This is a genomic window from Leclercia sp. TB492 (assembly GCF_049974505.2).
GTDB lineage: Bacteria > Pseudomonadota > Gammaproteobacteria > Enterobacterales > Enterobacteriaceae > Enterobacter > Enterobacter adecarboxylatus_C.
The window spans coordinates 1,497,800-1,522,663 of the sequence record NZ_CM127572.1; the positions used below are offsets into that span (position 1 = coordinate 1,497,800).

The following is a 24,864-nucleotide window of genomic DNA, read 5'->3' on the forward strand; positions in this document are numbered from 1 at the left end:
TATGGCGATGAAACGAAAAAACCTGGCGTCCCAGGCGGGCTTTACTTTGCTCGAATTAATGGTGGTGATTGTGATCCTCGGGGTGCTGGCCAGTATGGTGGTGCCAAATTTAATGGGTAATAAAGAGAAAGCCGACAGTCAGAAAGCCACCAGCGATATTGTCGCGCTGGAAGGTTCGCTGGATATGTACAAGCTCGATAACCACCGCTACCCGACCACCGAGCAGGGCCTGCAGGCTTTGGTCAGCAAACCGGAAATCGCGCCAATCCCCAACGGCTACCGCGCCGACGGCTATATCCGCCGCCTGCCGCAGGATCCCTGGGGCAGCGATTACCTGATGGTCAGCCCGGGCGAGCACGGTGCCGTCGATGTCTTTTCTGCGGGGCCCGATGGCGAAGCCAATACCGCCGACGATATTACTAACTGGTCGCTCGCGAATAAATAATGAGTAAGCAACGCGGCTTTACTTTGCTGGAAATTATCCTCGCGCTGGTGATATTCGCCAGCTGCGCGATGATGGTGGTTTCAACGATTCCCTCGCGCAGCGGCGCGGATATATTTGGTCAGCAATTAAAAGCCCTTGTGGATTATGGTTCAGACCGTGCGGTGATGGACGGAAATATTGTCGGGTTAGTGATCGCCACGGATAAATATCAGCTTGTGTCGTTGAACGTTGTAAAAGGTGAACGTCGCTGGGTGCCCTTATCCGCAGGGCGAATTACCACGAAAGGCGATTTTCCTGAAGAGATGCACGTATCGCTATCTCCGCAGCGGCTGGCCGCCACGCTGGATGCCGATCCGCAAATCATCTTTTTGCCGGATGGCGAGGTAGGTCGCTTCACGCTGAGGTTGCAAAGCTACGACAAACAGCACCATTTCCGGGTGGTATCGCAAGGTGCGGCCCCCGTTTCGGTGGAGAACGATGACTAAACGCAAGGCAAAGCAAAAGGGGATGACGCTGCTGGAGGTGATGGTTGCGCTGGTGATTTTCTCCACCGCAGCGCTGGCGCTGATGAACTCCGTGTCCCTGAACGTTCGTTTTACCCACGGCCTGAGCGAAACAGTGCAGGCCAGTTGGGTCGCGGAAAACGTGCTTGCAGAAGCGACGCTCAGCAACAGTGATTTCCCCGATGCCGATGAGCAGGGGACGGAAACCATGGGCGGGCGTAGCTGGAACTGGCACAAGCAGCGGGTCAAAACCGCCAACAACGGCTGGGCCAGTGAAGTTCGCGTTTACGCAGAAGGGGATGAAAGCCAGCCGGCCATCGCCCTGTACATCATTCCGCCAGCAGAGAAGGTGAGCAAGTGAAAAAAACGCGACGCCAGCGTGGCTTTACCCTGCTGGAGATCATGATCGCCCTGACCATTTTTGCGGTGATTAGCACCCTGGCCTGGCAGATCCTGGACGGGGCGATGCGTACCCGCTCTGCAACCGATGCCAGTGCGGCAAAGCTTAATCAGGTGCAGCGCGCCTGGAGCCTGATGGAGCGTGATTTCTTTCAGCTTCAGGGGCGTGCGCCGCGTAACGAACCGGGCGTGTTTGTGCAAACCGATGACGCCATTGAGCTAACCACGCTGAACGGCGTGAGCGGCACCGTCCAGCTGGAGCGCGTGCGTTGGCGGCTGGAAGAGGGGCGTTTATATCGCGATATCTGGCCTGCGATTGATGGCCCGGCGAGCGTGAAGCCCGAAGAAGTCCCCATCGTTAATAAGGTGAAATCGATGACGTGGCGCTTTTACAGCCAGGGCTGGCAGAAAAACTGGACCGACAGCAGTCGCCAGCCCGACGGCGTAGAGGCGACGCTGACGATGGAAAACGGCGATATCTGGCGTTGGGTGTTTACGACCCCCGGGGAGATACCTGCCGTGACGGTTGCCCCGACGCCGGAGACAAAAGCGGCCGCTCCGCAGCCGGAGCAGGCGCCTCAAGCGGCGTCAGGAGTACAGCCGTGAGCCGAACAGACAAACAGAAAGGCGTCGCCCTGCTGGTGGTGCTGATCCTGCTGGTGATGATGTCGGCGCTGGCCGCCAGAATCAGCCAGCAGTTTTGCCGCAACCTGCAAAAAACACATTACCAGGTGAGCCAGCAGCAGCTGCGCTGGGCGATGCAGGCGCAGGAAAAAACCGTTAAAGCGATCCTGCAAACCGAGGCCAGCGGCGAAAGCAGAGCCCTTGCGCCGGACGGTGACTGGCATCAGCCGCTGGAAACCCGGGGGGATGACTACACCCTGGTCAGCCAGACAGAAGATGCGCAGGACTGCTTTAACGTCAACAACCTGCTGGCAGCGGATAAAGGGCCTCAGGTACAGGACGCCGCGGCCGCGGCAGGGAAACCGCGTAAAGAGCAAATCGTCGAGCAGCTCCTGATCGACAGCGGCGTCAGCCAGGCCACCGCCGAAGCGGTATATTCCCAGCTGGTGGACTACCTCGACGGGGACGCCACCACCGCCAGAGAGGGCGCTGAGAGCGATGCGTGGGCAGGGGCTGTCCCGGCTCGCCAACCCGCGAATCAGATGATGCGCACTATTGCGGAAATCAAACTGCTGCCTGCGTTCCCGGCCCAGGCGTATCCGACAGTGAGCAAGCTCTTGTGCGCCCTGCCGGATCCCGCCAGCAAGGTTGACGTGAATACCCTCAAACCTGAACAGGCAGGCGTCCTGGCGGCGATGTTCCCGGGAAAACTGACGGAAGATGACGCCAGACGTCTGATTGATGCTCGCCCTGAAGCGGGGTGGGAAAGTCTGGATGCGTTCAGCAAGATGCTGGAACAAACCTTCCCGCAGCTTAAAGACGATTTACCCCAGGTGGCGGAACAGCTGGCCATTAACAGCCGATATTTCCGCGTTGACTATACCGGCAACACGGATGATTTAACGCTGCTCATGGTTAGCCAGCTTCAGGTTAATAACGACGCCGGTGAGATTGTGACGTGGCAGCGTCGTTACCGAATGATTGAATAACAGAAGTTGATATCGATGAAACAGGTGCTTTTTGTTCGTCCCGACAGCCGTGAGAACGGGAAATTATGGTGGTGCGAGTCCGGTAGTCAGCAGGTTGAAACGCTGGAGAATCTCTCGGAGCTCACTACTCTCGCCAGACATGCTCTGGCAGGACGCGTCTGTCTGCTGCTGCCTGCCAGTGAAACGATCTTCCGCCACTTCAGATTACCGAAAAAAGGAATGGCCGCCCAAAGCACGGCCTTTTCCTGGATGGCGGAGGAGACATTAATAGGTGAAGTGGACAACCTTCACTGGACGGTACTCAATAAAAAAGGGTGCGACATTGACGCGGTGGCGATTGATGCCGGGCGCCTGCGCCAGTGGCTTGACCGTTTCACCGCTGCCGGTTTGACCGTTATTCAGGCCATCCCGGACGCCTGGCTGCTGCCGGTATCCGCCGGGGGCACGACCTTTGTCTCTCTTGACGAGAACTACTGGCTACGTTTGTCACCAGCGTCGGCGTGTGAAGTGGATACGGCCCTGCTGCCTCTGGTGTTGCAGGAGAGAGGGGAGGGCGAAGTGTGCTGCTACGGCGCCGTTCCGCCGGAAGTGGTGGTTGACGAGGCGCTGGCCTGGGTGCATCCGCTGGTGCTGATCCAGCCGCAGTGGCAGGCTTGTCGCGTGAACCTGCTGCACGGGGCGTTCAGCGCCAGAAGCGGCAATAAGGAGCTGACAAAAAGCATGAAGCTAGCCGTGGCTGCTGCGGGGCTGCTGTCGCTTGGCCTGCTGTTAGGACCCCGTGCCGCGATAGCCTGGATGCTGGCTCAGGAGGAAAACCAGGTTCAGCAGGAGGTCATGCAGGTCTACCAGCACCATTTTCCGAGTATGCGCCAGCAGACCAACATCAAATATCACTTTGGTCAGAATATAAAGAAACAGCCTAAGGGGATTTTCCTGCAAATCGATGAGCTGGAAACCGCCAGACGGGCGGTTCCGGCAATGGAAATTACCCGGCTTGAATACGATGCAGCACAAGGGACGCTGACCCTGGGCGTCAGTGGCCAAAATCAGCAGGCGCTCCAGGCGTTTGTGAATCAGACCAGCCCAAATTTTGATTTTTCAGTACAGCCTGTTTCAGCAGAGGCACCGTACACCGCCATTGTGACAGGGAAACATAAATGAACGAGAGCATCGCGCAGCTGAAAAGGCGTTATCAGAATTACAACGTCAGGGAAAAAATCATTTTGAAAATAGGCGCAGCGGCAGTCGGCTGCGCTGCAATTTATTACGCAGGAGTGATTCCCTTGGATAATATGATTCAAAGCAGTAAAACGACCCTTGCACGTCAGGTTGAAACGCTCAACTGGATGCGTCAGGAAATAGATAAAAACCATCTTCAGATGTTGCAGGTTAAAACTGATAATCCACGCAGCGTGATTGAGAACAGCGCCCACGCCATTAATTTATCGCTGACGGATGTTCGCCAGGACGGGCAAACACTCTCCTTCGTGGTTGGACGGGTGAATATTTACGAATTAAAAAACTGGCTGCGTGAAATCAACCTGACTTCCGGGGTCCGCCTGCAAAAAATGAATCTCACCCCGGTTGACCACATCAGCGATGTAAAGGCCGAAATTCAGCTGACCTGGAAGAAACTGGCATGAACACCTTCGCACTGATACGGGAGGTTTACCCGGTTGGGTTCTTCCTCATGAGTGCGGTGTCAGGGGCAATAACAGGCAGTTTTCTCGGCGTAGTGGCAGACCGCGTCCCGCCTATGGTGATGGAAGAGGAGGGATGCGGCAACCTGCTGTTCCCTGGCTCGCACTGCCCGGTGTGTCAGCATTCACTCTCTGCCTGGGAAAATATTCCGCTGCTCAGCTGGCTGTTACTGCGGGGCCGCTGCAGCCAGTGCCGAACGGCGATTCCGCTACAGGTCCTTTTGATTGAGCTGTTTACCGCGCTATTTTTTGGCATAACGGCCTGGTCTGTTCCGGGCATTCAAACCCTCTTCTCGCTCTGGCTGTTGGCGTCGTTTTTACTGCCGCTGACGTTGATCGACTGGCAACACCAGCTGCTGCCTGATTGCCTGACGCAGAAGCTGCTCTGGACCGGATTGCTCGTACATACGCTGGGCCATGCGCTGCCCCTTCGCGATGCTGTGCTCGGCGCAGTCGCGGGATATCTGTCGCTCTGGCTGATTTACTGGGGCTTTCGCCTGACGACTGGCCGGGAAGGGCTAGGTTACGGTGATTTCAAGCTGCTGGCGGCGCTGGGGGCCTGGTGTGGCTGGCAGGCACTGCCTTCTGTCGTATTAATTGCTGCGCTTAGCGGTATTGTCGGTTATTTCGCATTAAACCATTCACATAAAAATAGCCAAACAATATCTTTTGGTCCCTATTTATCCTTTGCCGGCCTCACTGTTTTTATTGCTCAGGCATTCGCTGTCACACTCTGAATATTTTGGTCAAGTTTTTTATCGCTTTTTTTCGACGAGGAAAGGAAGGGAACACGTTTTTTCTACGGTGTATCGTAAAAGACATAAGACAGAGGGAATTTATGCTTGTGTCTTTTTAGGGAGGAATACAACGCTTCACAATATTTTTGGCAACGGATTTTTTATTTATTTAAAACTAAGTGTGTAAATTCATTCCATGAGCTCAGGGAAGTCATGGGTAATTAACGTTCACGTATAAATTTATCAGGATATAAAAATGAATTTTATGAAGCCTAAATATCTGGCGCTTTTCATTGCGGCTGCCACAAGCTCAGCATTCGCAGCGGCGCCAGGTACGCCGTCTATTACTTCAGGCAATGACAAATTTGCTTTGGTAGAAGTCGATCAGGCGGCTCAGGACTATAACAATCTTGTTAAAGTTCACAGCGATGGTGTGGATGTGAAGGTTGAGTGGAACGTCTGGAGCGGTGATGCGCCAACGTCGGCAAAAGTACTGCTGGATGGCCAGACCGTCTGGACCGGGGCGGGCAGCGCTGCGGGCTCTGCGACCTTCAAGGTGAAGAAAGGGGGTCGCTATCAGGAGCAGGTTGAGCTTTGCAACGACAGCGGCTGCACCAAAAGTGCCAGCAAACTGATTATCGTTGCAGATACGGACGGTAGCCACCTGCTGCCGATGAACACCCCTCTGCTTGAGAACAATAAATCCTTCGCTAAACACACCGACAAAGTTGTGGGGGCTTACTTCCCTGAGTGGGGCGTATATGACCGTAACTTCTCTGCCGACAAGATCCCGGTTGCTAACCTGAACCACCTGCTTTATGGCTTCATTCCAATCTGTGGCGGTGATGGCATTAACGACAGCGCCAAATCCTCCGGCGCGCTGGAGTCGCTGAAACGTGCCTGTGCGGGCCGCCAGGACTACACCGTTGCTATCCACGATCCCTGGGCTGCTCTGCAAAAACCTCAGTCCGGCGTCTCCAACTGGGACGATCCGTACAAAGGTAACTATGGTCAGCTGATGGCGATGAAAAAAGCCCATCCGGACCTCAAAATTCTGCCTTCTGTTGGCGGCTGGACGCTGTCTGACCCGTTCTTCCAGATGGACAACAAAGTGCTGCGTGACCGCTTCGTTGGCTCCGTGAAAGAGTTCCTGAAAACCTGGAAAGTGTTTGACGGCGTGGATATCGACTGGGAATTCCCTGGCGGCGGCGGCGAGAACGCTAAACTGGGTAACCCGGCTGTCGATAAGGCCACCTATACCGCGCTGATGCACGATCTGCGCGCAATGCTGAACGAACTGTCAGCTGAAACAGGCCGTACCTATGAGCTGACCACCGCGATTGGTGCCGGCAGAGATAAGATTGAAGACGTGGACTATGGCACTGCGCAGCAGTATCTCGACCACATCTTCCTGATGAGCTACGACTACTACGGCTCATGGAGCAAGACCGACCTGGGTCACCAGGCCGCGCTGTACGGTGCTTCCTGGAAACCAGACACCAACTACACCACCGATAACGCCGTGAAAGCGATGCTCGATCAGGGCGTTCAGCCGGGTAAAGTCGTTGTGGGCGCAGCAATGTACGGCCGCGGCTGGACTGGCGTTCACGGTTATACCGGCGACAATCCATTTACCGGCACCGCGACCGGCGCCATCCCGGGTTCATGGGAAGCAGGCATCCTTGATTATCGCGATATCGTGAACAAGATGCTGGGTAAACCAGGCTGGGAATACAAGTACGATACCGCGGCAGAAGCCCCGTACCTGTTCAACAAATCCACCGGTGAGCTGATCAGTTATGACAACGCCCGTTCTGTCGAAGCGAAAGGCAAATACGTGCTGAACAAAAACCTCGGGGGTCTGTTCGCCTGGTCTATCGAATCTGACAACGGCGACATTCTGAATGCGATGAACGAAAGCCTGACGGGCGGCAGCTCAACGCCAGTGGAACCGGTTGTTACCAACCATGCCCCTGTCGCTTCTGCGACTGATGTAAGCGTGACTGGCCCGGCTTCCGTGACGCTGGATGGCTCTGCTTCCAGCGATCAGGACGGCGATGCGCTGACCTACAAATGGACGCAGGTGTCCGGTACCTCCGTGACGCTGTCCAACAGCACCAGCGCGAAAGCAAGCTTTAACGTTCCTGCTGTCGCGAGCAACCAGACGCTGGTCTTCCGTCTGACCGTTACTGACGCGAAAGGTCTGAGCAACTCAGTTGACGTGCAGGTTGTTAACAAAGCGCCTAAAGCCAACCAGGCACCAGTGATCAACGCGATGCAAGCGGTCACCGTTGAATCCGGTGAAGCGGTTTCTCTGCACGCACAGGCGTCCGATCCCGATGGCGATGCACTGACCTATAGCTGGAGCGTACCGGGTGACATGAATGCCACCGGCACCGATACCGCGAACGTGCGTATCACCGCGCCAGAAGTGAGCAATACATCGACCTATACGCTGAGCGTGATCGTGTCTGATGGTAAAACCAGCGTGCAGTCTAACGTTGAAGTGACAGTGACCCCGAAAGAAGCGGTTGTTCCGGTTGACGAAGAGACCAACCCGTCTGACGAAGGTACGACCCCATCTGATGAAGGTACCACGCCGGCAGACGAAGGGAGTGCGACCGGTAGTTGCGATGCCCCTGTTGATGCCAACGCCAGCAAATATGCTGCGTGGAGTGCAAACACCATTTACAACGGCGGCGACATTGTTAGCTCCGATAATCTGGTGTGGAAAGCGAAGTACTGGACTCAGGGCAACAAACCGGCATTCGGTGAGGGTGCATGGGAGCTGGTAAGCCAGGTGAAATTCAACTGGCAGCCTGAAATGGTTTATAACGGCGGCGACACCACCACTTACGAAGGTAATGTATACCGCGCGAAATGGTGGACGAAGGGCGACAAACCAGGCAACAGCGATGTATGGGTAAAAGAAGGCGCGTCAGCAGACTGCAAATAATCTTCTGAACCTTTAATGACGGGCGTGATAGTCGTCCGTCATGGTTGACCGCGCTGCGCTTCGGGTGCGGTCAACCATCAAAAAAATAAATAACAGCTGTGCACAAGGGGAAAATGGGAAATCCCTGTAGCAGGTCAATTAAATGAAACGCCTAATCTTTTTGTTGTTAATGATAAGCCAAAGCACCATGGCAAACTGCTGGGACAACGCTGCGCATTATTATCATGTCGATCCCTGGCTGTTATTTGCAATTGCAAAAGTGGAATCGGGTATGAATCCCTATGCGGTGGGCTGGAATCACGATGGTTCACGCGATGTGGGGTTAATGCAAATTAATAGCTCTCACTTTAGTGAATTACAACGCCTCGGTATTGATGAGTCCCGCTTAATCACTGAGCCTTGTACCTCAATAATGGTGGGCGCATCCATATTATCAGACATGGTCAAAGTTTATGGCTATAACTGGGAAGCGGTAGGAGCCTATAACGCAGGAGCGAAAAAAGAAAATTATCCCCAACGTATGATGTATGCCCATAAGGTGTGGGCGAAGTACAGGGAAATAAAAGCAAAACAATCTTACCGGTACTGATTTTTATTTTTTGAAGAGTACCCGACGGTATTCTTCAGAAAATGAAAAATAAACGCCTCCAGGGGGTTTATGTATTAAGGGAGTAATACATAAGCCGGGAGTGCATCACCCATTGTTGCTTATATACAGGATTATTTGAAATGACGAAAAGGACATTACTCAGCGTTCTCGTTGCGGGGGCATGTGTCGCTCCCTTTATGGCGCAGGCTGCAATGTTACAGGCGGCCAGCAGCGAACCTTACACCATGAAAGCCAGCGATCTGGCTAAAAAGGAAAAAGAACTGACCGATTTCCCGTTAATGAAATCGGTAAAAGACACCATTCGCACCCTGGATAACAGCGTTGTCGAACAGATTGAACCTGGCAAAGCGTCCAACCCGGATAACGTTAAGCGCGTTGAAGGGATCCTGAAAGAGAGCGACTGGGAATATCTCTTCCCTCTGCGCGCGAAGGATTATAGCTACAGTAACTTCCTCAAGGCCGTGGGTAAATTCCCGGCGCTGTGCGACACCTATAAAGATGGCCGTGACAGCGACGCGATCTGCCGTAAAGAGATGGCGACCATGTTTGCGCACTTCGCCCAGGAAACCGGCGGCCATGAAAGCTGGCGTCCTGAAGCCGAATGGCGCCAGGCGCTGGTTTACATCCGGGAAATGGGCTGGAGCGAAGGCCAGAAAGGCGGTTATAACGGCGAATGTAACCCTGATGTATGGCAGGGGCAGACCTGGCCATGCGGTAAAGACAAAGATGGCGATTTCCTGAGCTACTTTGGTCGCGGTGCCAAGCAATTGTCCTACAACTATAACTACGGTCCGTTCTCTGAAGCGATGTACGGCGATGTGAAAGTCCTGCTGGAAAAACCCGAGCTGGTGGCTGACACCTGGCTGAACCTGGCAAGCGCCATCTTCTTCTTTGCCTATCCACAGCCGCCGAAACCGAGCATGTTGCAGGTTATCGACGGAACCTGGCAGCCAAACGAACACGACAAAGCGAACGGTCTGGTACCGGGCTTCGGCGTGACCACCCAGATCATCAACGGCGGCGTTGAGTGCGGCGGCCCGACTGAAATTGCGCAGTCTCAAAACCGTATCAAGTACTACAAAGAGTTCGCTAACTACCTGAAAGTGCCGGTTCCGGCTGACGAAGTGCTGGGCTGTGCCAACATGAAACAGTTTGATGAGGGCGGCGCGGGTTCTCTGAAAATCTACTGGGAACAGGACTGGGGATGGAGTGCAGATACACCAGACGGTAAGACCTACTCTTGCCAGCTGGTCGGCTACCAGACGCCATTCAGCGCCTTTAAAGAGGGTGACTACACCAAATGTGTTCAGAAGTTTTATAACGTGAACATCGTGGATGATGAGGGGTCTGCAATCACGCCGGATGAAACGCCGGTTACGCCAACCCCTTCTGAAGATGAAACGCCGGTCACCCCGATCCCGACGCCGGATGAGACCCCTGCGGTGGTTAACCATGCGCCAGTGGCGCATATCGCAGGTCCAGTCGGTGCGGTTGAAGCCGGTGCCCAGGTTTCCCTGAGCGCAGAAGGCTCTACTGATGAAGACGGCAACAAACTGACCTACACCTGGCGCTCCCAGGACGGCCAGACCGTCAGCGGTGAAGACAAAGCCGTGGTGACATTTACCGCGCCGGAAGCCACAACGGCTCAGCAGTATGAAGTCAGCCTGACCGTCAGCGACGGTGAACTGAGCGCGACCACCACTTACCTGTTAAACGTGAAAGCGAAAGCGGCAACCCCGTCTCAGGATGAAGGCAGCTCTGGTTCCTATGCTGCGTGGAGCGCCAACGGCAAGTACAACGCCGGGGATATCGTGAACAACAAGGGTAAACTGTTCCAGTGCAAACCCTTCCCGAACAGCGGCTGGTGTAACAGTGCGCCAGCGTACTACGAACCGGGCGCAGGCCTGGCCTGGGCAGACGCCTGGACAGCGTTGTAAAAGCAAAACGGCAACCTCAGGGTTGCCGTTTTCGTGTCAGCGATGCAGCTTCCCGTGATCCCGCAGCCAGGCCGCCGTCTTCTCAATGCCTTCATCCAGCGTCACCAGCGGTGTATAGCCGAGCTCGGTCTCTGCGCGTCGCGTATCAAGGGTAAAGTCAAAGTTCAGTTTCGACACCCCGTAGTGGGTCAGGGCGGGCTCTTTGGCGGCTTTATTTCCCAGCCGCTCCATGCTGCGGGCAATAATGTCCAGCATCGGATAGGGCACCGAGCGGATCCGGCAGTGAATGTTCAGCTCGTCAATCAGCTTCTGCACAATGCTGCGCAATGTGCGCGGTTCGCCGTTGGTGATGTTATATGCCCGCCCGGACGGCAGATTGTCGCATTCGATCTGGCTGGCCAGCCACATGGCGTGAATGGCGTTGTCGAAATAGGTCATGTCCACCAGCGCATCTCCGCCGCGCGGCAACAGCACGCTGCCGTAGTGGTGCATCATCTGCGCCAGGCGCGGAATAAACACTTTATCGTGCGGCCCAAACAGGCTCTGCGGACGCAGGATGGTAAAGCGGGTATGCGGGTTGGACTGCGCCAGCAGATCGATCACCTCTTCGCTGGCGGCTTTGCTGCGGGCAAATTCGCAGGCGTAGCGCGCAGGACGAAAATCTTCCTGAACATCGCGATGATGGTGGTAATCGAAGTAGAGCGACGGGGAGGAGATATGCACGAAGTTGCGCACCCCCCAGGCCACGGCCCACTCGCCCAGACGGCGGGTGGCGCGCACGTTCGCCAGATCGAAGGCTTCCTGGGTACCCCAGGGCGAGGTAAAGCTGGAGCAGTGCCACAGCGTATCGATTCCGGCCAGCATCACTTTTGCCTGGGAAGAGACCAGTTCCGTCAGGTCGGCATGGACAAACTCTGCGCCCATTTTTTGCAGCAATTTACCCATCGCTTCATTGCGACCGGTGGCCCGGACGCTGATGCCTTTATTGCGCAAAAACTCCACCGCATTGCGGCCTAAGCCGCTGGTGGCGCCGGTAACCAGTACCTTCATATCGATCCACTGTTTTGAAAAGAATTTCGTGCGCATTCTTCCGTGAATTACGCCTGTATGCAATGGGAAACGTGAAAGATTCGGAGTTTTAATCAGACTTTTTCTGACTTTTGTTCTGCCAGATGTGCAATACGCCGGGCCATTCCCCGGAAGATAAACAGGTGCGCCGGGATCATCAATAGCCAGTAGAACAGACCCGGCATCCCGTGCGGGTGCCACCAGGCGCGCACGTCCAGCTCCCGGCGATCGCCTTTGTCCTTCAGGGTAAAGCACAACCGCCCAAGACCGGGGGCTTTCATGCCAAACAGCAGCGCCAGCTGTTTCTCTGGCTCGACGATAATCACCTTCCAGCTGTCGACCGCATCACCGGTTTGCAGGTACGGTGCCGCCGGACGGCCCTTCGCCAGCTTATGCCCGACCAGCAGGTCCATCATCGCCCGGGTCTGCCACAGGGCGTTGCCAAAGAAGTAACCCTCTTTGCCGCCGAGCTGATTCACCACCTGCCACAGGTCGGCCAGGCTGGCGGAGGTTGTCACCCTATACCCGGCCTGCTTTGGATAGTAGCCGTACTCCGGCCGCCAGCGGGCGAACGCCTGGGCGTCGTAGCCCCAGTCGCTGGAGTTCACCAGCTTCTCCTCTTCTTTTAGCGTGTTACGCACCGCGTCATCGAAGCGGATCAATTCCTGCGGGATCAGCGCCCGCAGCTCGCGGTCGTCCGCCAGCAGATCGTGTTTCAGCCCCTGAATTAAGGCCCTGGCGGTGGTCGGCGGCACGGAGGTGATGACGTTTAAAAACCACACCGAGATCCAGCGGGTCGGGAAGGGGATGGGGATCAGCGGCCGGCGGCGGCCGCTCACCGTCATAAAGTGTTCGAACTGCTGCTGATAGCTCAGCACCTCGGGCCCGGCGGCCTCCAGCACCCGGTGCTCTGTGGCCGGGTGATTGAGCAGTTCAACCAGATAGTGCAGCAGATTCTCCAGGGCAATCGGCGTGGTGCGGGATCGCACCCAGCGCGGCGGGGTCAGCACCGGCAGGTTATAGACCATGTCGCGCATCACCTCGAAAGCGGCAGAGCCTGCGCCGACGATGATCCCGGCCCGCAGCTCGGTGAGCGGGATCCCGGCGCTGCGCAGCACCCCGGCGGTCAGCTGCCGGGCGCGCAGGTGGTCGGACTGCTCATGCTCCGGTGCCTGCAACGAACTGAGGAAAATAATCTGTTTAACCGGATGTTCCAGCAGCAGGTCGCGGACGTTCATCGCTACCTGACGCTCGTGGGCGATAAAGTTCCCGCCTTCGCCCATGCTGTGCACCAGATAGTAAAGGGTATCCACCCCCGCAAGCAGGGCCGCCAGATCCCGGGGCCAGTTGAGATCGATAGCATGGCAGGTGACGTTGGGCAGCCCCAGCTTTTGCAGGCGCTCAACGTTGCGTGCCGCAGCCCGGACCTGATGCCCGCGCGCGCTAAGGGCGGCCACCAGATGTTGACCGATATACCCGCTGGCACCCAGGACCAGAATACGTTGCGGCACGTTAGCTCCTTAGCGCTGCAAAAACGCCTGCCAGTGAGCAACGACTTCAGCAAGCTGCTCGCGGTTGACGTCGAGATGCATTACCAGACGGACCACCGGCGAGGCGTTGATCAGCACGCCGCGCGCCTTCATAAACTCACCCAGCGCCGCCGCGTTGTCCTCTCCGACGCGGATAAACAGCATGTTAGTGTCGTGACGCATCACATCTGCGCCGATCTCGCGCAGCTGCGTCGCCATCCATGCCGCATTGTCGTGATCGTCCTTCAGGCGGGCAACGTTATTTTTCAGGGCGTACAGACCCGCTGCGGCGAGGATCCCGGCCTGGCGCATGCCGCCGCCGGTCATTTTACGCCAGCGGTTGGCGCGCCTGATGTAGTCGGCGTTGCCCACCAGCAGGGAGCCCACCGGCGTGCCCAGCCCTTTGGAGAGACAAATGGTGAACGAGTCGCAATATTGCGTGATCTCTTTCAGCTCGCAGCCATACTCCACCACGGCGTTAAAGATGCGTGCGCCGTCGACGTGCAGCCCCAGCTTGCGCTCGCGGGTAAACTCCCACGCCGCTTTCAGGTACTCGCGCGGGAGCACTTTGCCGTTATGGGTGTTTTCGAGGCTGAGCAGCTTAGTGCGGGCGAAGTGGATGTCGTCGGCTTTGATTTTGGCGGCAACTTTGTCCAGCGGCAGGGAGCCGTCAGAGGCGGCATCGATCGGCTGCGGCTGAATGCTGCCGAGCACCGCGGCGCCACCGGCTTCGTAGAGATAGTTATGCGCCCCCTGACCGACGATATACTCTTCGCCGCGTTCACAGTGGCTGAGCAGGGCCACCAGGTTGGCCTGGGTGCCGGTCGGCAGGAACAGGGCGGCCTCGTGACCGCTCAGCTCCGCGGCATAGCGCTGAAGTTCGTTAACGGTGGGGTCGTCGCCGTAGACGTCGTCCCCGACCGGCGCGGCCAGCATCTCCTCCAGCATGGCTCGCGTTGGTCTTGTGACGGTGTCGCTGCGTAAATCAATCATGGCATTTCCTTATTATTTTAAAGGCGATGCCGATTGTTTTACCTGAGCCAGTTGGTTTTGGCTAGCTCCAGAACTTCGTCACCGCGGCCGCTGATGATGGCGCGCAGCATATACAGGCTAAAGCCCTTGGCCTGCTCAAGTTTGATCTGCGGCGGGATCGCCAGTTCGTCTTTGGCGACCACCACGTCCACCAGCACCGGGCCTTCGGTGGCGAAGGCGCGCTGTAGGGCATCGTCCACCTCGGAGGCTTTTTCCACACGGATGCCGGTGATACCGCAGGCTTCGGCGATAGCGGCGAAGTTGGTGTCGTGCAGCTCGGTGCCGTCGGTGAGATAGCCCCCGGCCTTCATCTCCATCGCCACAAAGCCCAGCACGCTGTTGTTAAAGACGATGATTTTGATCGGCAGCTTCATCTGCGCCACCGAGAGAAAATCGCCCATCAGCATGCTGAAGCCGCCGTCACCGCACATCGCCACCACCTGCCGCTCCGGCGCGGTGGCTTTGGCCCCCAGCGCCTGCGGCATGGCGTTAGCCATCGAGCCGTGGTTAAACGAGCCAATCAGACGGCGCTTGCCGTTCATTTTCAGGTAGCGCGCCGCCCATACGGTCGGGGTGCCCACGTCGCAGGTAAAGATGGCATCTTCGTCAGCGTAATGGCTGATCTGCTGCGCCAGATACTGCGGGTGGAGCGCCTTGTCGCTGGGCTTCGCCAGATCGTCCAGCCCTTTGCGGGCATCACGGTAGTCGCTGAGGGCTTTATCGAGGAATTTACGATCGGTTTTCTCCTCCAGCAGCGGCATCAGCGCGGTAAGCGTGGCCTTGATATCGCCTACCAGCGCCATATCCACCTTGCTGTGGGCCCCGATGCTGGCCGGGTTGATGTCGATCTGAATGATTTTTGCGTCGGTAGGGTAGAAGGCGCGATAGGGGAAGCGGGTGCCGAGCAGCACGAGGGTGTCGGCGTTCATCATGGTGTGGAACCCGGACGAGAAGCCGATCAGCCCGGTCATCCCTACATCAAAGGGGTTATCGTACTCTACGTGCTCTTTGCCGCGCAGGGCGTGAACAATCGGCGCCTTGAGCATGCCGGCAAATTCCACCAGCTCGTCGTGGGCCCCGGCGCAGCCGCTGCCGCACATCAGGGCGATATTGCTGGAGTAGCGCAGCAGCTGCGCCAGCTTTTTCAGTTCGGCATGGGCGGGCGTCACCACCGGCAGGGGGGCCGGATACCAGTGGTTGCTGGCGCTTTCCGGTGCCGCCTGTAGCGCCACGTCGCCGGGCAGCACAATTACCGAGACGCCACGCTTTAAGATAGCGTTGCGCAGGGCCAGGGCCAGCACCTGCGGGATCTGCTCGGGTGAGGAGACAAGCTCACAGTAGTGGCTGCATTCACGGAACAGCTCCTGGGGATGCGTCTCCTGAAAATAGCCGCTGCCGATTTCACTCGACGGAATATGCGCCGCGATGGCCAGCACCGGGACGTTGTTACGATGACAATCAAACAGGCCGTTGATCAGGTGCAGGTTGCCCGGCCCGCAGGAACCGGCGCACACCGCCAGCTCCCCGGTGAGCTGGGCCTCGGCCCCGGCGGCGAACGCGGCGACCTCCTCATGACGGGTGGGCATCCACTCGATGGTGCCCATCCGGTTCAGGCTGTCGCTCAGGCCGTTGAGGGAATCCCCGGTGACACCCCAGATTCGCTTCACTCCGGCCTGTTCCAGCATTTTTGCAATGTAGTTCGCCACGGTTTGTTTCATGGTAGTCCGTCTCCTGAATGTGATAACGCTTTCAAGCTTAGATGAAACTGACCGCCATGCCTGTTTAATCCCCCTGATTAATAGTTGCTTTCAATGCGCAACATTTCGTCATATTGTGGTGGCGTATCCCATAAAAAGCGGAGTGAATTCAAATGGTTAAATCATTGTTAATGGCTGTTAATAAAACGCTAACGCATGAAGATTTTGGCAGACTGCTGCTGCGCCTGGCGGTGGGGGGGTTGATGCTGTTTCATGGCCTGCATAAGGCTTTCGACGGGGTGGGGGGGATTGCAGGCATGCTGGTGGCAAAAGGACTGCCGGGCTTTATCGCCTATGGGGTTCTGATTGGCGAAGTGGTGGCGCCGATCCTGATTATCCTCGGTATTCTTACCCGTCCGGCGGCGCTGGTACTGGCCTTTACTATGGTCGTGGCGTGGCTGATGGTAGGCACCGGTAAAACCTTCGCGCTGGATGCGGTGGGGGCGTGGGCGATTGAGAGTCTGGTCTACTTCTTCGTTGGCGCACTGGCCGTGGCATTTTTAGGGGCGGGGCGGTACGCGGTGGTAAGCGATCCGGTCTGGAAGTAACGCCGGGCGGCACTGCGTTTGCCCGGCCTACGGGTTTCGTAGGCCCGGTAAGCGTAGCGCCACCGGGTATTAGAGCATGGACTTTGCAGGCCCGGTAAGCGGTAGCGCCACCGGGCTTTTCATCAGGCCAGCACCAAATCCCCCTGCGGATGACAGGAGCAGGCCAGCACGTAGCCTTCCGCCACTTCGGCATCCGTCAGCGTCATGGTGCTGGAGACGGTATAGTTCCCGTCCACCACCTTCGTTTTACAGCAGCCGCAGACGCCTGCACGGCAGGCGGCCACCACCGGCACGTTATTGCTCTCCAGCGCCTCCAGCAGCGTGCTGCCCACGCGGCCAAAGAAGGTCTGTGCCGGCTGCAGTTTGGTGAACTTCAGTCCGCTGGTGGCGGCTTCCGCGACCGGGGTAAAGAACTGCTCTTTAAAGAAGCGGGTCACGCCCAGGGCCTTCACCTCTTCTTCAACAATGTCCATATAGGGCGCCGGACCGCAGGTCATCACGGTGCGTGAGGCGAGATCCGGCACGCGCTGCAGCAGCTCGCGGGTCAGACGACCGGCCACAAAACCCTCGGTGGCGTTGGTTTCGGCCACCAGGGTGACCGGGTAGTTACGCCATTCGTCCGCGAAAATCACATCCTGCGGCGAGCGCACGCTGAAGATCACCTCCACGTCGGCCTGCGGGCGGTTCTTCGCCAGCCAGCGACGCATCGACATCACCGGCGTCACGCCGCATCCGGCAGCCAGCAGCAGGAATTTATCTTCCGGCTTATCGTCACAGGTAAAATCACCCTGCGCGTCCGACAGCCAGATGTAATCCCCGCGCTTCACATCGTGCGTCAACCACTGAGAGCCTGCCCCCGCATCAATGCGGCGGATGGTCAGCGTGATGTACTCGCTGATACCCGGCGTTGAGGAGATCGTGTACGCCCGCAGCGTTTCCGCTGAATTACGCACGCTGACCAGCGCATACTGTCCGGCACGGTATGGATAATAGTCGTGGCACAGCAGCGATATCGTCCAGACATCAGGCGTTTCCTGATGGATGTGATGAACCTGCATCCGCCATGGGCACTGATGGGTTGGCATTGTCATACTTTACTCCTTACGCGCTCAGCAGTTGCTTCATGTCTTCTTCAACGGTGGTCACGGAACGCAGACCAAACTTCTCGTTGAGGACGGCCAGCAGATCCGGCGTAAAGAAGCCGGGTGCGGTCGGGCCGGTGACGATGTTTTTCACGCCCAGCGACAGCAGGGTCAGCAGGATCACAATCGCTTTCTGTTCGAACCAGGAGAGCACCAGCGACAGCGGCAGGTCGTTCACGCCACAGCCCAGTTTTTCTGCCAGGGTTACCGCCAGGATGATCGCCGAGTAGGCATCGTTACACTGGCCGGCATCGATCAGACGCGGCAGGCCTTCAATATCACCGAACTCCAGCTTGTTGAAACGGTATTTACCGCAGGCCAGGGTCAGGATCAGGCAGTCGTCCGGCACGCTGGTGGCGAAGTCGGTGAAGTAGTTACGCTCCCCGCGTGCGCCGTCGCAGCCGCCGACCAGGAAGATGTGACGCAGTTTTTCGCGGCTCACCAGATCAATCAGGGAATCCGCCGCGCCCAGCAGGGTCTGACGGCCAAAACCAACGGTGATCAGATGAGGGATTTCGCTGTACGGGAAGCCCGCCATCTGCTGTGCCTGGGCAATCACCGGGCCAAAATCATCACCTTCGAGGTGGCTCACGCCCGGCCAGCCGACGATGCTGCGGGTCCAGATACGATCGTCGTAGGCACCTACGGTTGGGTCGATGATGCAGTTAGAGGTCATCACGATCGGGCCAGGGAAGCGGGCGAACTCCACCTGCTGGTTCTGCCAGCCGCTGCCGTAGTTACCGATCAGATGTTTGAATTTGCGCAGCTCCGGGTAGCCGTGGGCAGGCAGCATCTCACCGTGGGTGTAAACGTTCACCCCGGTGCCGTCGGTCTGCTCCAGCAGGTTGTAGAGATCTTTCAGGTCGTGACCGGAGATCAGGATGCACTTGCCTTCGGTCGCTTTAACGTTGACCTGGGTTGGGGTCGGGTGACCATATTTAGTGGTTTCACCGGCGTCCAGAATGCTCATCACTTTGAAGTTCATCTGGCCGATTTCCATGGAACACTCCAGCAGGGCGTTCATATCGGAAGGCCAGGTCCCCAGCCACGCCATGATTTTGTGGTACTGGGCGTAGATGTCGTTGTCGTACTGGTCCAGAACGTGCGCGTGTTCCATATAGGCCGCCGCACCTTTCAGGCCGTACAGGCACAGCAGACGCAGGCCGAGGATATTCTCGCCAATCGCCGCTTTGTCTTTGTTCGGGGTAAATTCAGCCGCCTGACGCTGCAGGTCGCCGAGATCGTCGCTCACCAGCTGCAGATCGGCCATGGGATTATCGACGCGGGCACTGGCATCAACGTTCATGGACTGGGCTTTCAGGGCGTCACGCAGGGCAATAGCTTCACGGGCGTAGCCCACAATGCGTGGCGAATCGAAGTTGACGTTGGTCAGGGTAGAGAAAAACGCGCGCGGGGCGAAGTTATCCACGTAGTGGTCGATAATGCCATATTTCCGGGCTTTTACTGCCCAGGCGGATAAACCCTGCAGGGAGGCAATCAGCAGATCCTGCAGATCGGAGGTTTCTGCGGTTTTACCGCACATGCCCTGTGCGTAAGAGCAGCCGTTGCCGGCTGGGGTACGTATAGTTTGTTCACATTGCACACAAAACATAATCACACCTGTTAAAGTTATATTTGAGATACATCTTTAAGATTATGCTTGCGGCGATACGCTGGGAAGGGCTTTCTGCTACAAAGTAGAGGGATATTGATTTAGCGCAATTTTGGCGGCAGCAGGCTACCGCCAAAGAAGTATCAGGCGGAGAAGAACGCCATCATAATCGGCACCAGCAGGCTTAAAATAAAGCCGTGTACGATAGCGGCCGGCACCATCTCCAGACCGCCCGAGCGTTGCAGAACCGGCAGGGTAAAGTCCATCGAGGTGGCGCCGCACAGGCCCAGCGCCGTGGAGCGGCTGCGACGCACCAGACCCGGGATCAGCATAATGGCGATCAGCTCCCGGCCAAGGTCGTTAAAGAAGGCGGCGCTGCCAATCACCGGGCCAAAGGATTCGGTTAACAAAATGCCGGACAGGGAGTACCAGCCAAAACCTGAGGCCATTGCCAGGGCGGTATTAAGCGGCAGGCCAAGGATAAAGGCGTTAATCACCCCGCCCACCAGAGAACTGCCCACCACGATGACGGCGACCATCATACCCCGGCGGTTGAGCACGATCTGTTTTAAGGTCATGCCGTTATTTCGCAGCTGAATACCAATCAGGAACAGCAGGAAGATCAGGGTATATTCACTGGCTTCGGTGGCGTGCTGTAAAATGTCGAGCCCCGTCAGCCCCAGCAGAAAACCGAGCACCACCACGCCGCATAATTTTAATGACTCCAGCGCCATGGCAATACGCGACGGTAATTTCTCCTGGTGATGGTAGTTTTTCCAGGGAATAACCCGTTCCAGCCAGAACAGCGCTGCGATATTGCACAGCAAAATAACCGCCATCGTAATGATGGAGTAATGCAGGATCGACAGCAGGTTGGCCGCCAGATTATCGAGAAAGGCGAGACTGATGCCCATAAAAAACAGAATGACGTAGACAATCCAGCTCAGTAAACGGTTGATCAGTTTTAAGGCTGACAGCTGACGAAGAGGAATGAGATAACCCACAATCAGCGGGATCAGAATGATTAAGAGTCCTGAAAACATGAACAACCGGTCCTTTATATGAGTGGCGCTGTGACACTACCCAATTAAGGCGGTTCAGTAAAGGTGAAAACAGTGCCGGGCGGCGCTGACGCTTGCCCGGCCTACGAAATACTGTCCCGTAGGCCGGGTAAGGCGAAGCCGCCACCCGGCACCGCAACGCGTACAATCTTAATCGCGCTTCTCAAGCAGGGTGCGATACAGCACGCCGCCGATAATACCGCCGATAATCGGCATCACCCAGAACAGCCACAGCTGCTCCAGCGCCCAGCCGCCCTGGAAGATGGCGACCGCGGTGCTGCGCGCCGGGTTAACCGAGGTGTTGGTCACCGGGATACTGATCAGGTGGATCAGGGTCAGCGCCAGGCCAATGGCAATCGGGGCAAAACCGGCCGGGGCATGTTTGTCGGTGGCGCCGTGGATCACCAGCAGGAAGCCGGCCGTCAGTACGATTTCAATCACGATAGCAGACAGCATGGAGAAGCCGCCTGGAGAGTGTTCGCCAAAACCGTTTGACGCAAAACCGCTGGCCGCGGCGTCAAAGCCGGCTTTACCGCTGGCAATAACATACAGAATAGCGGCAGCAATAATCCCGCCAATTACCTGGGCAATAATATAGCCGAGAATATCTTTCGCCGGAAAACGGCCGCCCGCCCACAGGCCTAATGTCACCGCCGGGTTAAAATGCCCGCCAGAAATATGCCCTACGGCGTAGGCCATGGTTAATACCGTTAAACCAAAGGCCAGGGAGACCCCGACAAAACCAATCCCCAATTCAGGAAAACCTGCGGCCAGAACCGCGCTGCCACAACCACCAAAGACTAACCAGAATGTACCAAAACATTCAGCTGCTAATTTTCTGAACATAACCACCTCAAAAATAAAAAAACTGCGACTATCCGGTACGCAGTACTTATCGCAACAAAATAATCACGACATAAAAAGCGCTATTATTCTAGAAATGCATGCTCCCCTGCACCAGTAGAATAAATCTATAAAATTTGATTTAGAACAATGACAGATGGTTCCTTATTTAAATAAGTGAAGAGATATCGCGCTATTTATATTGATCGGATGATTGGTTGTTCGGGCATTTTTCCGAATAAAATGCAATACATTGACAATAATAATACCGATAACTAGCATCCGCCCCTGAAATGACCGGGGCAGAACGCGTATTGATGGCCACCGGAAATTTCAAATGTATACATAAACAACATTGAAATAAGGATTTTGCAATGCGTGAATTAAACCAACAGGAAATTGAAAACGTATCCGGTGCAGGTTTTATTGCAGATGCAGCCGCTTCACTGGGCATGGGCATTGGTAAAGTGGTTGATACGGGTCTGAATATCTTCGGTCTGGATCCTGAAGGTCAGGCGACCGCAGCGGCCGAAACTCTGGGTCGCGGTATCGGTATGATCGTTGAAACGGGCGTCAGTGTTGCCTCCAGCATTTTCAACAAGCTGTTTCATCGTAGCTAATCACCGTTAATCTATTTATGGGGGGCTTGCTCCCCATTTTTGTTTACTCATATTCTCAGCGCACCCAGAAAGCTATACTCCGGATAACATAAAGGAAAAATCAGGAATTTCCCGGAGGGTATATGTTGCTGGAACGTGTGGAAATTGTAGGATTTCGCGGGATCAACCGATTATCGTTGATGCTTGAGCACAATAACGTGCTGATCGGGGAAAACGCCTGGGGTAAATCCAGCCTGCTGGATGCCCTGACGCTGCTGCTCTCCCCGGAATCCGATCTGTACCATTTTGTCCGGGAAGATTTCTGGTTCCCGCCCGGGGATCTGCTGGGGCGAGAACACCATCTGCATATCATTCTCACCTTCCGTGAATCCGAGCCGGGCCGTCATCGCGTCCGTCGCTATCGCCCCCTTGCCGACTGCTGGGTGCCCTGTGAGGACGGCTATCAGCGCATTTTTTACCGTCTGGAGGGCGAGCTGGCGGACGACGACAGCGTGCTGACCCTGCGTGGTTTTCTCGATACCGACGGTAATGCTCTGCCGCTGGCGGATATCGACGCGCTCGCGCGCCATCTGGTGCGTCTGATGCCGGTGCTGCGCCTGCGGGACGCCCGCTTTATGCGCCGGATCCGCAACGGCGCGGTGCCCAATATGCCCGACGTGGAAGTGACCGCTCGCGAGCTGGATTATCTGGCCCGGGAGCTGGTGGCCCGCCCGCAAAATTTAACCGATGGCCAGATCCGTCAGGGGCTGTCGGCGATGGTGCAGCTGCTGGAGCACTACTTCTCCGAGCAGGGATCTTCGCCGGTCCGCAACCGGCTGATGCGGCGGCGCTCCCATGACGAACAGCGTAGCTGGCGCTATCTCGACATCATCAACCGGATGATTGACAGGCCTGGCGGCCGTTCGCACCGGGTGATCCTACTGGGACTCTTCTCGACGCTATTGCAGGCCAAAGGCACCGTCCGGCTGGACCGGGATGCCCGCCCGCTGCTGCTGGTAGAAGATCCCGAAACGCGCCTGCACCCCATTATGCTCTCGGTGGCGTGGCACCTGCTGAACCTGCTGCCGTTGCAGCGCATCACCACCACCAACTCCGGCGAGCTGCTGTCGTTAACCCCGGTCGAGCACGTCTGTCGCCTGGTACGCGAATCGTCGCGCGTCTCCGCCTTCCGCCTCGGACCCGGGGGGATGAACGCCGAAGACAACCGGCGGATCGCCTTCCATATTCGCTTTAATCGCGCCTCCTCCCTGTTCGCCCGCTGCTGGCTGCTGGTGGAAGGGGAGACGGAAACCTGGGTGATTAACGAGCTTGCCCGCCAGTGCGGCCACCACTTCGATGCCGAGGGGATCAAGGTGATTGAGTTTGCCCAGTCGGGCTTAAAACCGCTGATCAAATTTGCCCGGCGGATGGGCATCGAGTGGCACGTGCTGGTGGACGGCGACGAAGCGGGTAAGAAATATGCCGCTACCGTGCGCGGGCTGATCAATAACGACCGGGAAGAGGAGCGGGAGCACCTGACGATGCTCCCCGCTATGGACATGGAGCACTTCATGTACCGCCAGGGCTTCTCGGACGTCTTTCACCGGGTGGCGATGATCCCCGACGATGTTCCGATGAACATGCGGCGGGTGATCGTGAAGGCCATTCACCGTTCGTCGAAACCCGATCTGGCGATTGAAGTGGCGATGGAGGCCGGGCGGCGCGGGGTTGAGGCAGTGCCAACCCTGTTGCGGAAAATGTTCTCCCGCGTGCTGTGGCTGGCGCGCGGGAGAGCTGATTAACGGCGGGTTGCCTGGTTGACCTGATCGATCAGGCTGTCCAGCAGGGCAAAGCGGCGGCGGTACTCGGCGCGCTTTTTGCTGGCAATCTCTTCCATCGGTTTGCGCGGCATGGCGAGCGGCAGCCTGAAGTTGCCCTCGTCGTCGCGCTCTCCACCGAGCGACAGCCAGAAGCTATCGTAATCGGCCAGCAGTTTGCCCTCTTTTTTCTTGCGATAGCGCCAGCTGCGGTAAATATGGGTGCTGTTGCTGACGGCAACGATCTGCTCCACGGCAAGGGCGTTGCCCAGCGTCATGGCGGCTTCCACCAGCAGGCGTTTCGGGAACAGGCCGTGACAGGCTTTGGTGGCGCTCTGGATCGCCTCGTGCGGCACAAAGGCTTTTGCCCCCTGCATCCCGCCGATAAACAGCGTCGCGGTGCCGTTAATCTGGCACAGCGTAAAGGTCATCTCTGCCAGCACCGTCTGCTGTGCGTCGCAAAACGCCAGCGTGGCTTCGCCCTCTTTATCCAGAAAAGCATCGGCGCACAGGCGCAGGGTAAACTGCTGCTCGTCTTTGCCGGTCAGGGTCAGCAACGTCACACCTTCCCGGGAGAGATAGCCGTTCATCAGCGCGGCCGGAAGCTGGCGCTGCATCGTCTGATAGTGCCAGTTCAGCGCCTGCAGGGTTTGCTGACGGTTGATGGCAACGGACAACCACGGGCGGTGCAGGCGGCAGGGAAGCCCAGGCTGAACCTGCAACAGCTGCAGTAACTGCGGCTGTTTTGCCAGGTTAGTCAGCAGGCGGGCGGTGCTGAATGGCGTCATCAGCGATCGCAGCATAAACTTGCGGCGGTAGGCCGGGTTGCGCCAGGCAAGGCCGGGGGTTAATGTCCCGGATGCCAGACGTTGAAACAGTTGCCAGCCCGATTTTGGGTGTGGCTGGTGTGTATAAGATGACTCTGCGATGGATGACATAATAAATTCCGGTCTTGT

At 56.9% G+C, this 24,864-nt stretch carries 23 protein-coding genes; 14 read left to right on the plus strand and 9 right to left on the minus strand.

Annotated features, from left to right (window positions below; translation table 11 throughout):
* Nucleotide 1 precedes the first annotated feature (1 nt).
* The 11 genes from gspG to ACP4QI_RS07040 all read left to right on the plus strand — a co-directional run bounded on the left by gspG (nt 2) and on the right by ACP4QI_RS07040 (nt 10,900).
* Complete coding sequence (gene gspG, locus ACP4QI_RS06990) at nt 2–445, plus strand: type II secretion system major pseudopilin GspG (protein WP_285110699.1); 444 nt, start codon at nt 2–4, stop codon at nt 443–445.
* Complete coding sequence (gene gspH / locus ACP4QI_RS06995; protein ID WP_142488870.1) at nt 445–930, plus strand: type II secretion system minor pseudopilin GspH; 486 nt, start codon at nt 445–447, stop codon at nt 928–930. Before gspG ends, gspH begins: the two co-directional genes overlap by 1 nt.
* Nucleotides 923–1,309, plus strand: a complete 387-nt coding sequence (gene gspI, locus ACP4QI_RS07000; RefSeq protein ID WP_426494991.1) for a type II secretion system minor pseudopilin GspI — start codon at nt 923–925, stop codon at nt 1,307–1,309. Before gspH ends, gspI begins: the two co-directional genes overlap by 8 nt.
* Nucleotides 1,306–1,953 carry a type II secretion system minor pseudopilin GspJ gene (gene gspJ / locus ACP4QI_RS07005; RefSeq protein WP_426494990.1) on the plus strand — a complete coding sequence of 216 codons (648 nt, stop codon included), beginning with the start codon at nt 1,306–1,308 and terminating at the stop codon, nt 1,951–1,953. The genes gspI and gspJ overlap by 4 nt, the downstream gene beginning before the upstream one ends.
* A 56-nt stretch (nt 1,954–2,009) precedes the next feature.
* Nucleotides 2,010–2,960 carry a type II secretion system minor pseudopilin GspK gene (gene gspK, locus ACP4QI_RS07010; protein ID WP_434737711.1) on the plus strand — a complete coding sequence of 317 codons (951 nt, stop codon included), beginning with the start codon at nt 2,010–2,012 and terminating at the stop codon, nt 2,958–2,960.
* A gap of 15 nt (nt 2,961–2,975) precedes the next feature.
* Nucleotides 2,976–4,121: a type II secretion system protein GspL gene (gene gspL / locus ACP4QI_RS07015; protein ID WP_426494989.1), complete on the plus strand. Its 1,146-nt coding sequence runs from the start codon at nt 2,976–2,978 to the stop codon at nt 4,119–4,121.
* Nucleotides 4,118–4,603, plus strand: coding sequence for a type II secretion system protein GspM (gene gspM, locus ACP4QI_RS07020; RefSeq protein ID WP_426494988.1), 486 nt, complete (start codon nt 4,118–4,120; stop codon nt 4,601–4,603). The genes gspL and gspM overlap by 4 nt, the downstream gene beginning before the upstream one ends.
* Nucleotides 4,600–5,397: a prepilin peptidase gene (locus tag ACP4QI_RS07025; protein ID WP_426494987.1), complete on the plus strand. Its 798-nt coding sequence runs from the start codon at nt 4,600–4,602 to the stop codon at nt 5,395–5,397. Before gspM ends, ACP4QI_RS07025 begins: the two co-directional genes overlap by 4 nt.
* Before the next feature lie 256 nt (nt 5,398–5,653).
* On the plus strand, nt 5,654–8,353 hold the full coding sequence (locus tag ACP4QI_RS07030; protein WP_426494986.1) for a glycosyl hydrolase family 18 protein: 2,700 nt from the start codon (nt 5,654–5,656) through the stop codon (nt 8,351–8,353).
* Nucleotides 8,354–8,495: 142 nt separating this feature from the next.
* Nucleotides 8,496–8,942 carry a type III secretion system invasion protein IagB gene (iagB, locus tag ACP4QI_RS07035; protein WP_231312763.1) on the plus strand — a complete coding sequence of 149 codons (447 nt, stop codon included), beginning with the start codon at nt 8,496–8,498 and terminating at the stop codon, nt 8,940–8,942.
* Between the two features lie 140 nt (nt 8,943–9,082).
* Nucleotides 9,083–10,900 carry a glycoside hydrolase family 19 protein gene (locus ACP4QI_RS07040; protein WP_426494985.1) on the plus strand — a complete coding sequence of 606 codons (1,818 nt, stop codon included), beginning with the start codon at nt 9,083–9,085 and terminating at the stop codon, nt 10,898–10,900.
* Between the two features lie 36 nt (nt 10,901–10,936).
* Here the strand turns inward: ACP4QI_RS07040 and ACP4QI_RS07045 are convergent, their stop codons facing one another.
* The 4 genes from ACP4QI_RS07045 to poxB form a co-directional block, all read right to left on the minus strand.
* Complete coding sequence (locus ACP4QI_RS07045; protein ID WP_142488880.1) at nt 10,937–11,950, minus strand: NAD-dependent epimerase/dehydratase family protein; 1,014 nt, start codon at nt 11,948–11,950, stop codon at nt 10,937–10,939.
* A 92-nt stretch (nt 11,951–12,042) separates the two neighbouring features.
* Nucleotides 12,043–13,479 carry an SDR family oxidoreductase gene (locus tag ACP4QI_RS07050; protein WP_426494984.1) on the minus strand — a complete coding sequence of 479 codons (1,437 nt, stop codon included), beginning with the start codon at nt 13,477–13,479 and terminating at the stop codon, nt 12,043–12,045.
* A 9-nt stretch (nt 13,480–13,488) separates the two neighbouring features.
* Complete coding sequence (gene ltaE, locus ACP4QI_RS07055; RefSeq protein ID WP_142488882.1) at nt 13,489–14,490, minus strand: low-specificity L-threonine aldolase; 1,002 nt, start codon at nt 14,488–14,490, stop codon at nt 13,489–13,491.
* 38 nt (nt 14,491–14,528) lie between these two features.
* Complete coding sequence (gene poxB, locus ACP4QI_RS07060; RefSeq protein WP_142488883.1) at nt 14,529–16,247, minus strand: ubiquinone-dependent pyruvate dehydrogenase; 1,719 nt, start codon at nt 16,245–16,247, stop codon at nt 14,529–14,531.
* A 152-nt stretch (nt 16,248–16,399) separates the two neighbouring features.
* Here poxB and ACP4QI_RS07065 point away from each other — a divergent pair, with 152 nt between their 5' ends.
* Nucleotides 16,400–16,834 carry a DoxX family protein gene (locus tag ACP4QI_RS07065; protein ID WP_156263320.1) on the plus strand — a complete coding sequence of 145 codons (435 nt, stop codon included), beginning with the start codon at nt 16,400–16,402 and terminating at the stop codon, nt 16,832–16,834.
* A 122-nt stretch (nt 16,835–16,956) separates the two neighbouring features.
* On the opposite strand, the gene hcr is transcribed toward ACP4QI_RS07065, so the two are convergent.
* The 4 genes from hcr to aqpZ form a co-directional block, all read right to left on the minus strand.
* Entirely contained in the window at nt 16,957–17,925 is a 969-nt protein-coding gene (gene hcr / locus ACP4QI_RS07070; protein WP_231312758.1) for an NADH oxidoreductase, read from the minus strand.
* Nucleotides 17,926–17,935: 10 nt separating this feature from the next.
* The gene (gene hcp, locus ACP4QI_RS07075; RefSeq protein ID WP_426494983.1) at nt 17,936–19,588 is read right to left on the minus strand and encodes a hydroxylamine reductase; all 1,653 of its coding nucleotides are present in this window, start codon (nt 19,586–19,588) and stop codon (nt 17,936–17,938) included.
* Between the two features lie 143 nt (nt 19,589–19,731).
* Entirely contained in the window at nt 19,732–20,631 is a 900-nt protein-coding gene (locus tag ACP4QI_RS07080) for a lysine exporter LysO family protein (RefSeq protein ID WP_426494982.1), read from the minus strand.
* A gap of 168 nt (nt 20,632–20,799) precedes the next feature.
* Nucleotides 20,800–21,495, minus strand: a complete 696-nt coding sequence (gene aqpZ, locus ACP4QI_RS07085; protein WP_426494981.1) for an aquaporin Z — start codon at nt 21,493–21,495, stop codon at nt 20,800–20,802.
* Between the two features lie 371 nt (nt 21,496–21,866).
* On the opposite strand from aqpZ, the gene ACP4QI_RS07090 reads away from it, so the two are divergent.
* Nucleotides 21,867–22,112 carry a hypothetical protein gene (locus tag ACP4QI_RS07090; RefSeq protein WP_426494980.1) on the plus strand — a complete coding sequence of 82 codons (246 nt, stop codon included), beginning with the start codon at nt 21,867–21,869 and terminating at the stop codon, nt 22,110–22,112.
* A gap of 122 nt (nt 22,113–22,234) precedes the next feature.
* Nucleotides 22,235–23,893, plus strand: coding sequence for an ATP-dependent endonuclease (locus ACP4QI_RS07095; RefSeq protein WP_142488890.1), 1,659 nt, complete (start codon nt 22,235–22,237; stop codon nt 23,891–23,893).
* Here the strand turns inward: ACP4QI_RS07095 and ACP4QI_RS07100 are convergent.
* On the minus strand, nt 23,890–24,846 hold the full coding sequence (locus ACP4QI_RS07100; RefSeq protein WP_156263325.1) for a VirK/YbjX family protein: 957 nt from the start codon (nt 24,844–24,846) through the stop codon (nt 23,890–23,892). The two genes, ACP4QI_RS07095 and ACP4QI_RS07100, sit on opposite strands and share 4 nt — an antisense overlap.
* Nucleotides 24,847–24,864: the final 18 nt, after the last annotated feature.

What these genes read in the sequence shown, in the direction of transcription:
- gspG (WP_285110699.1), top strand. Translation starts at nt 2, where the DNA reads ATGGCGATGAAACGAAAAAACCTGGCGTCCCAGGCGGGCTTTACTTTG.
- gspH (WP_142488870.1), top strand. Translation starts at nt 445, where the DNA reads ATGAGTAAGCAACGCGGCTTTACTTTGCTGGAAATTATCCTCGCGCTG.
- gspI (WP_426494991.1), top strand. Translation starts at nt 923, where the DNA reads ATGACTAAACGCAAGGCAAAGCAAAAGGGGATGACGCTGCTGGAGGTG.
- gspK (WP_434737711.1), top strand. Translation starts at nt 2,010, where the DNA reads ATGATGTCGGCGCTGGCCGCCAGAATCAGCCAGCAGTTTTGCCGCAAC.
- gspL (WP_426494989.1), top strand. Translation starts at nt 2,976, where the DNA reads ATGAAACAGGTGCTTTTTGTTCGTCCCGACAGCCGTGAGAACGGGAAA.
- gspM (WP_426494988.1), top strand. Translation starts at nt 4,118, where the DNA reads ATGAACGAGAGCATCGCGCAGCTGAAAAGGCGTTATCAGAATTACAAC.
- ACP4QI_RS07025 (WP_426494987.1), top strand. Translation starts at nt 4,600, where the DNA reads ATGAACACCTTCGCACTGATACGGGAGGTTTACCCGGTTGGGTTCTTC.
- ACP4QI_RS07030 (WP_426494986.1), top strand. Translation starts at nt 5,654, where the DNA reads ATGAATTTTATGAAGCCTAAATATCTGGCGCTTTTCATTGCGGCTGCC.
- iagB (WP_231312763.1), top strand. Translation starts at nt 8,496, where the DNA reads ATGAAACGCCTAATCTTTTTGTTGTTAATGATAAGCCAAAGCACCATG.
- ACP4QI_RS07040 (WP_426494985.1), top strand. Translation starts at nt 9,083, where the DNA reads ATGACGAAAAGGACATTACTCAGCGTTCTCGTTGCGGGGGCATGTGTC.
- ACP4QI_RS07045 (WP_142488880.1), bottom strand. Translation starts at nt 11,950, where the DNA reads ATGAAGGTACTGGTTACCGGCGCCACCAGCGGCTTAGGCCGCAATGCG.
- ltaE (WP_142488882.1), bottom strand. Translation starts at nt 14,490, where the DNA reads ATGATTGATTTACGCAGCGACACCGTCACAAGACCAACGCGAGCCATG.
- poxB (WP_142488883.1), bottom strand. Translation starts at nt 16,247, where the DNA reads ATGAAACAAACCGTGGCGAACTACATTGCAAAAATGCTGGAACAGGCC.
- ACP4QI_RS07065 (WP_156263320.1), top strand. Translation starts at nt 16,400, where the DNA reads ATGGTTAAATCATTGTTAATGGCTGTTAATAAAACGCTAACGCATGAA.
- hcr (WP_231312758.1), bottom strand. Translation starts at nt 17,925, where the DNA reads ATGACAATGCCAACCCATCAGTGCCCATGGCGGATGCAGGTTCATCAC.
- hcp (WP_426494983.1), bottom strand. Translation starts at nt 19,588, where the DNA reads ATGTTTTGTGTGCAATGTGAACAAACTATACGTACCCCAGCCGGCAAC.
- ACP4QI_RS07080 (WP_426494982.1), bottom strand. Translation starts at nt 20,631, where the DNA reads ATGTTTTCAGGACTCTTAATCATTCTGATCCCGCTGATTGTGGGTTAT.
- aqpZ (WP_426494981.1), bottom strand. Translation starts at nt 21,495, where the DNA reads ATGTTCAGAAAATTAGCAGCTGAATGTTTTGGTACATTCTGGTTAGTC.
- ACP4QI_RS07090 (WP_426494980.1), top strand. Translation starts at nt 21,867, where the DNA reads ATGCGTGAATTAAACCAACAGGAAATTGAAAACGTATCCGGTGCAGGT.
- ACP4QI_RS07095 (WP_142488890.1), top strand. Translation starts at nt 22,235, where the DNA reads ATGTTGCTGGAACGTGTGGAAATTGTAGGATTTCGCGGGATCAACCGA.
- ACP4QI_RS07100 (WP_156263325.1), bottom strand. Translation starts at nt 24,846, where the DNA reads ATGTCATCCATCGCAGAGTCATCTTATACACACCAGCCACACCCAAAA.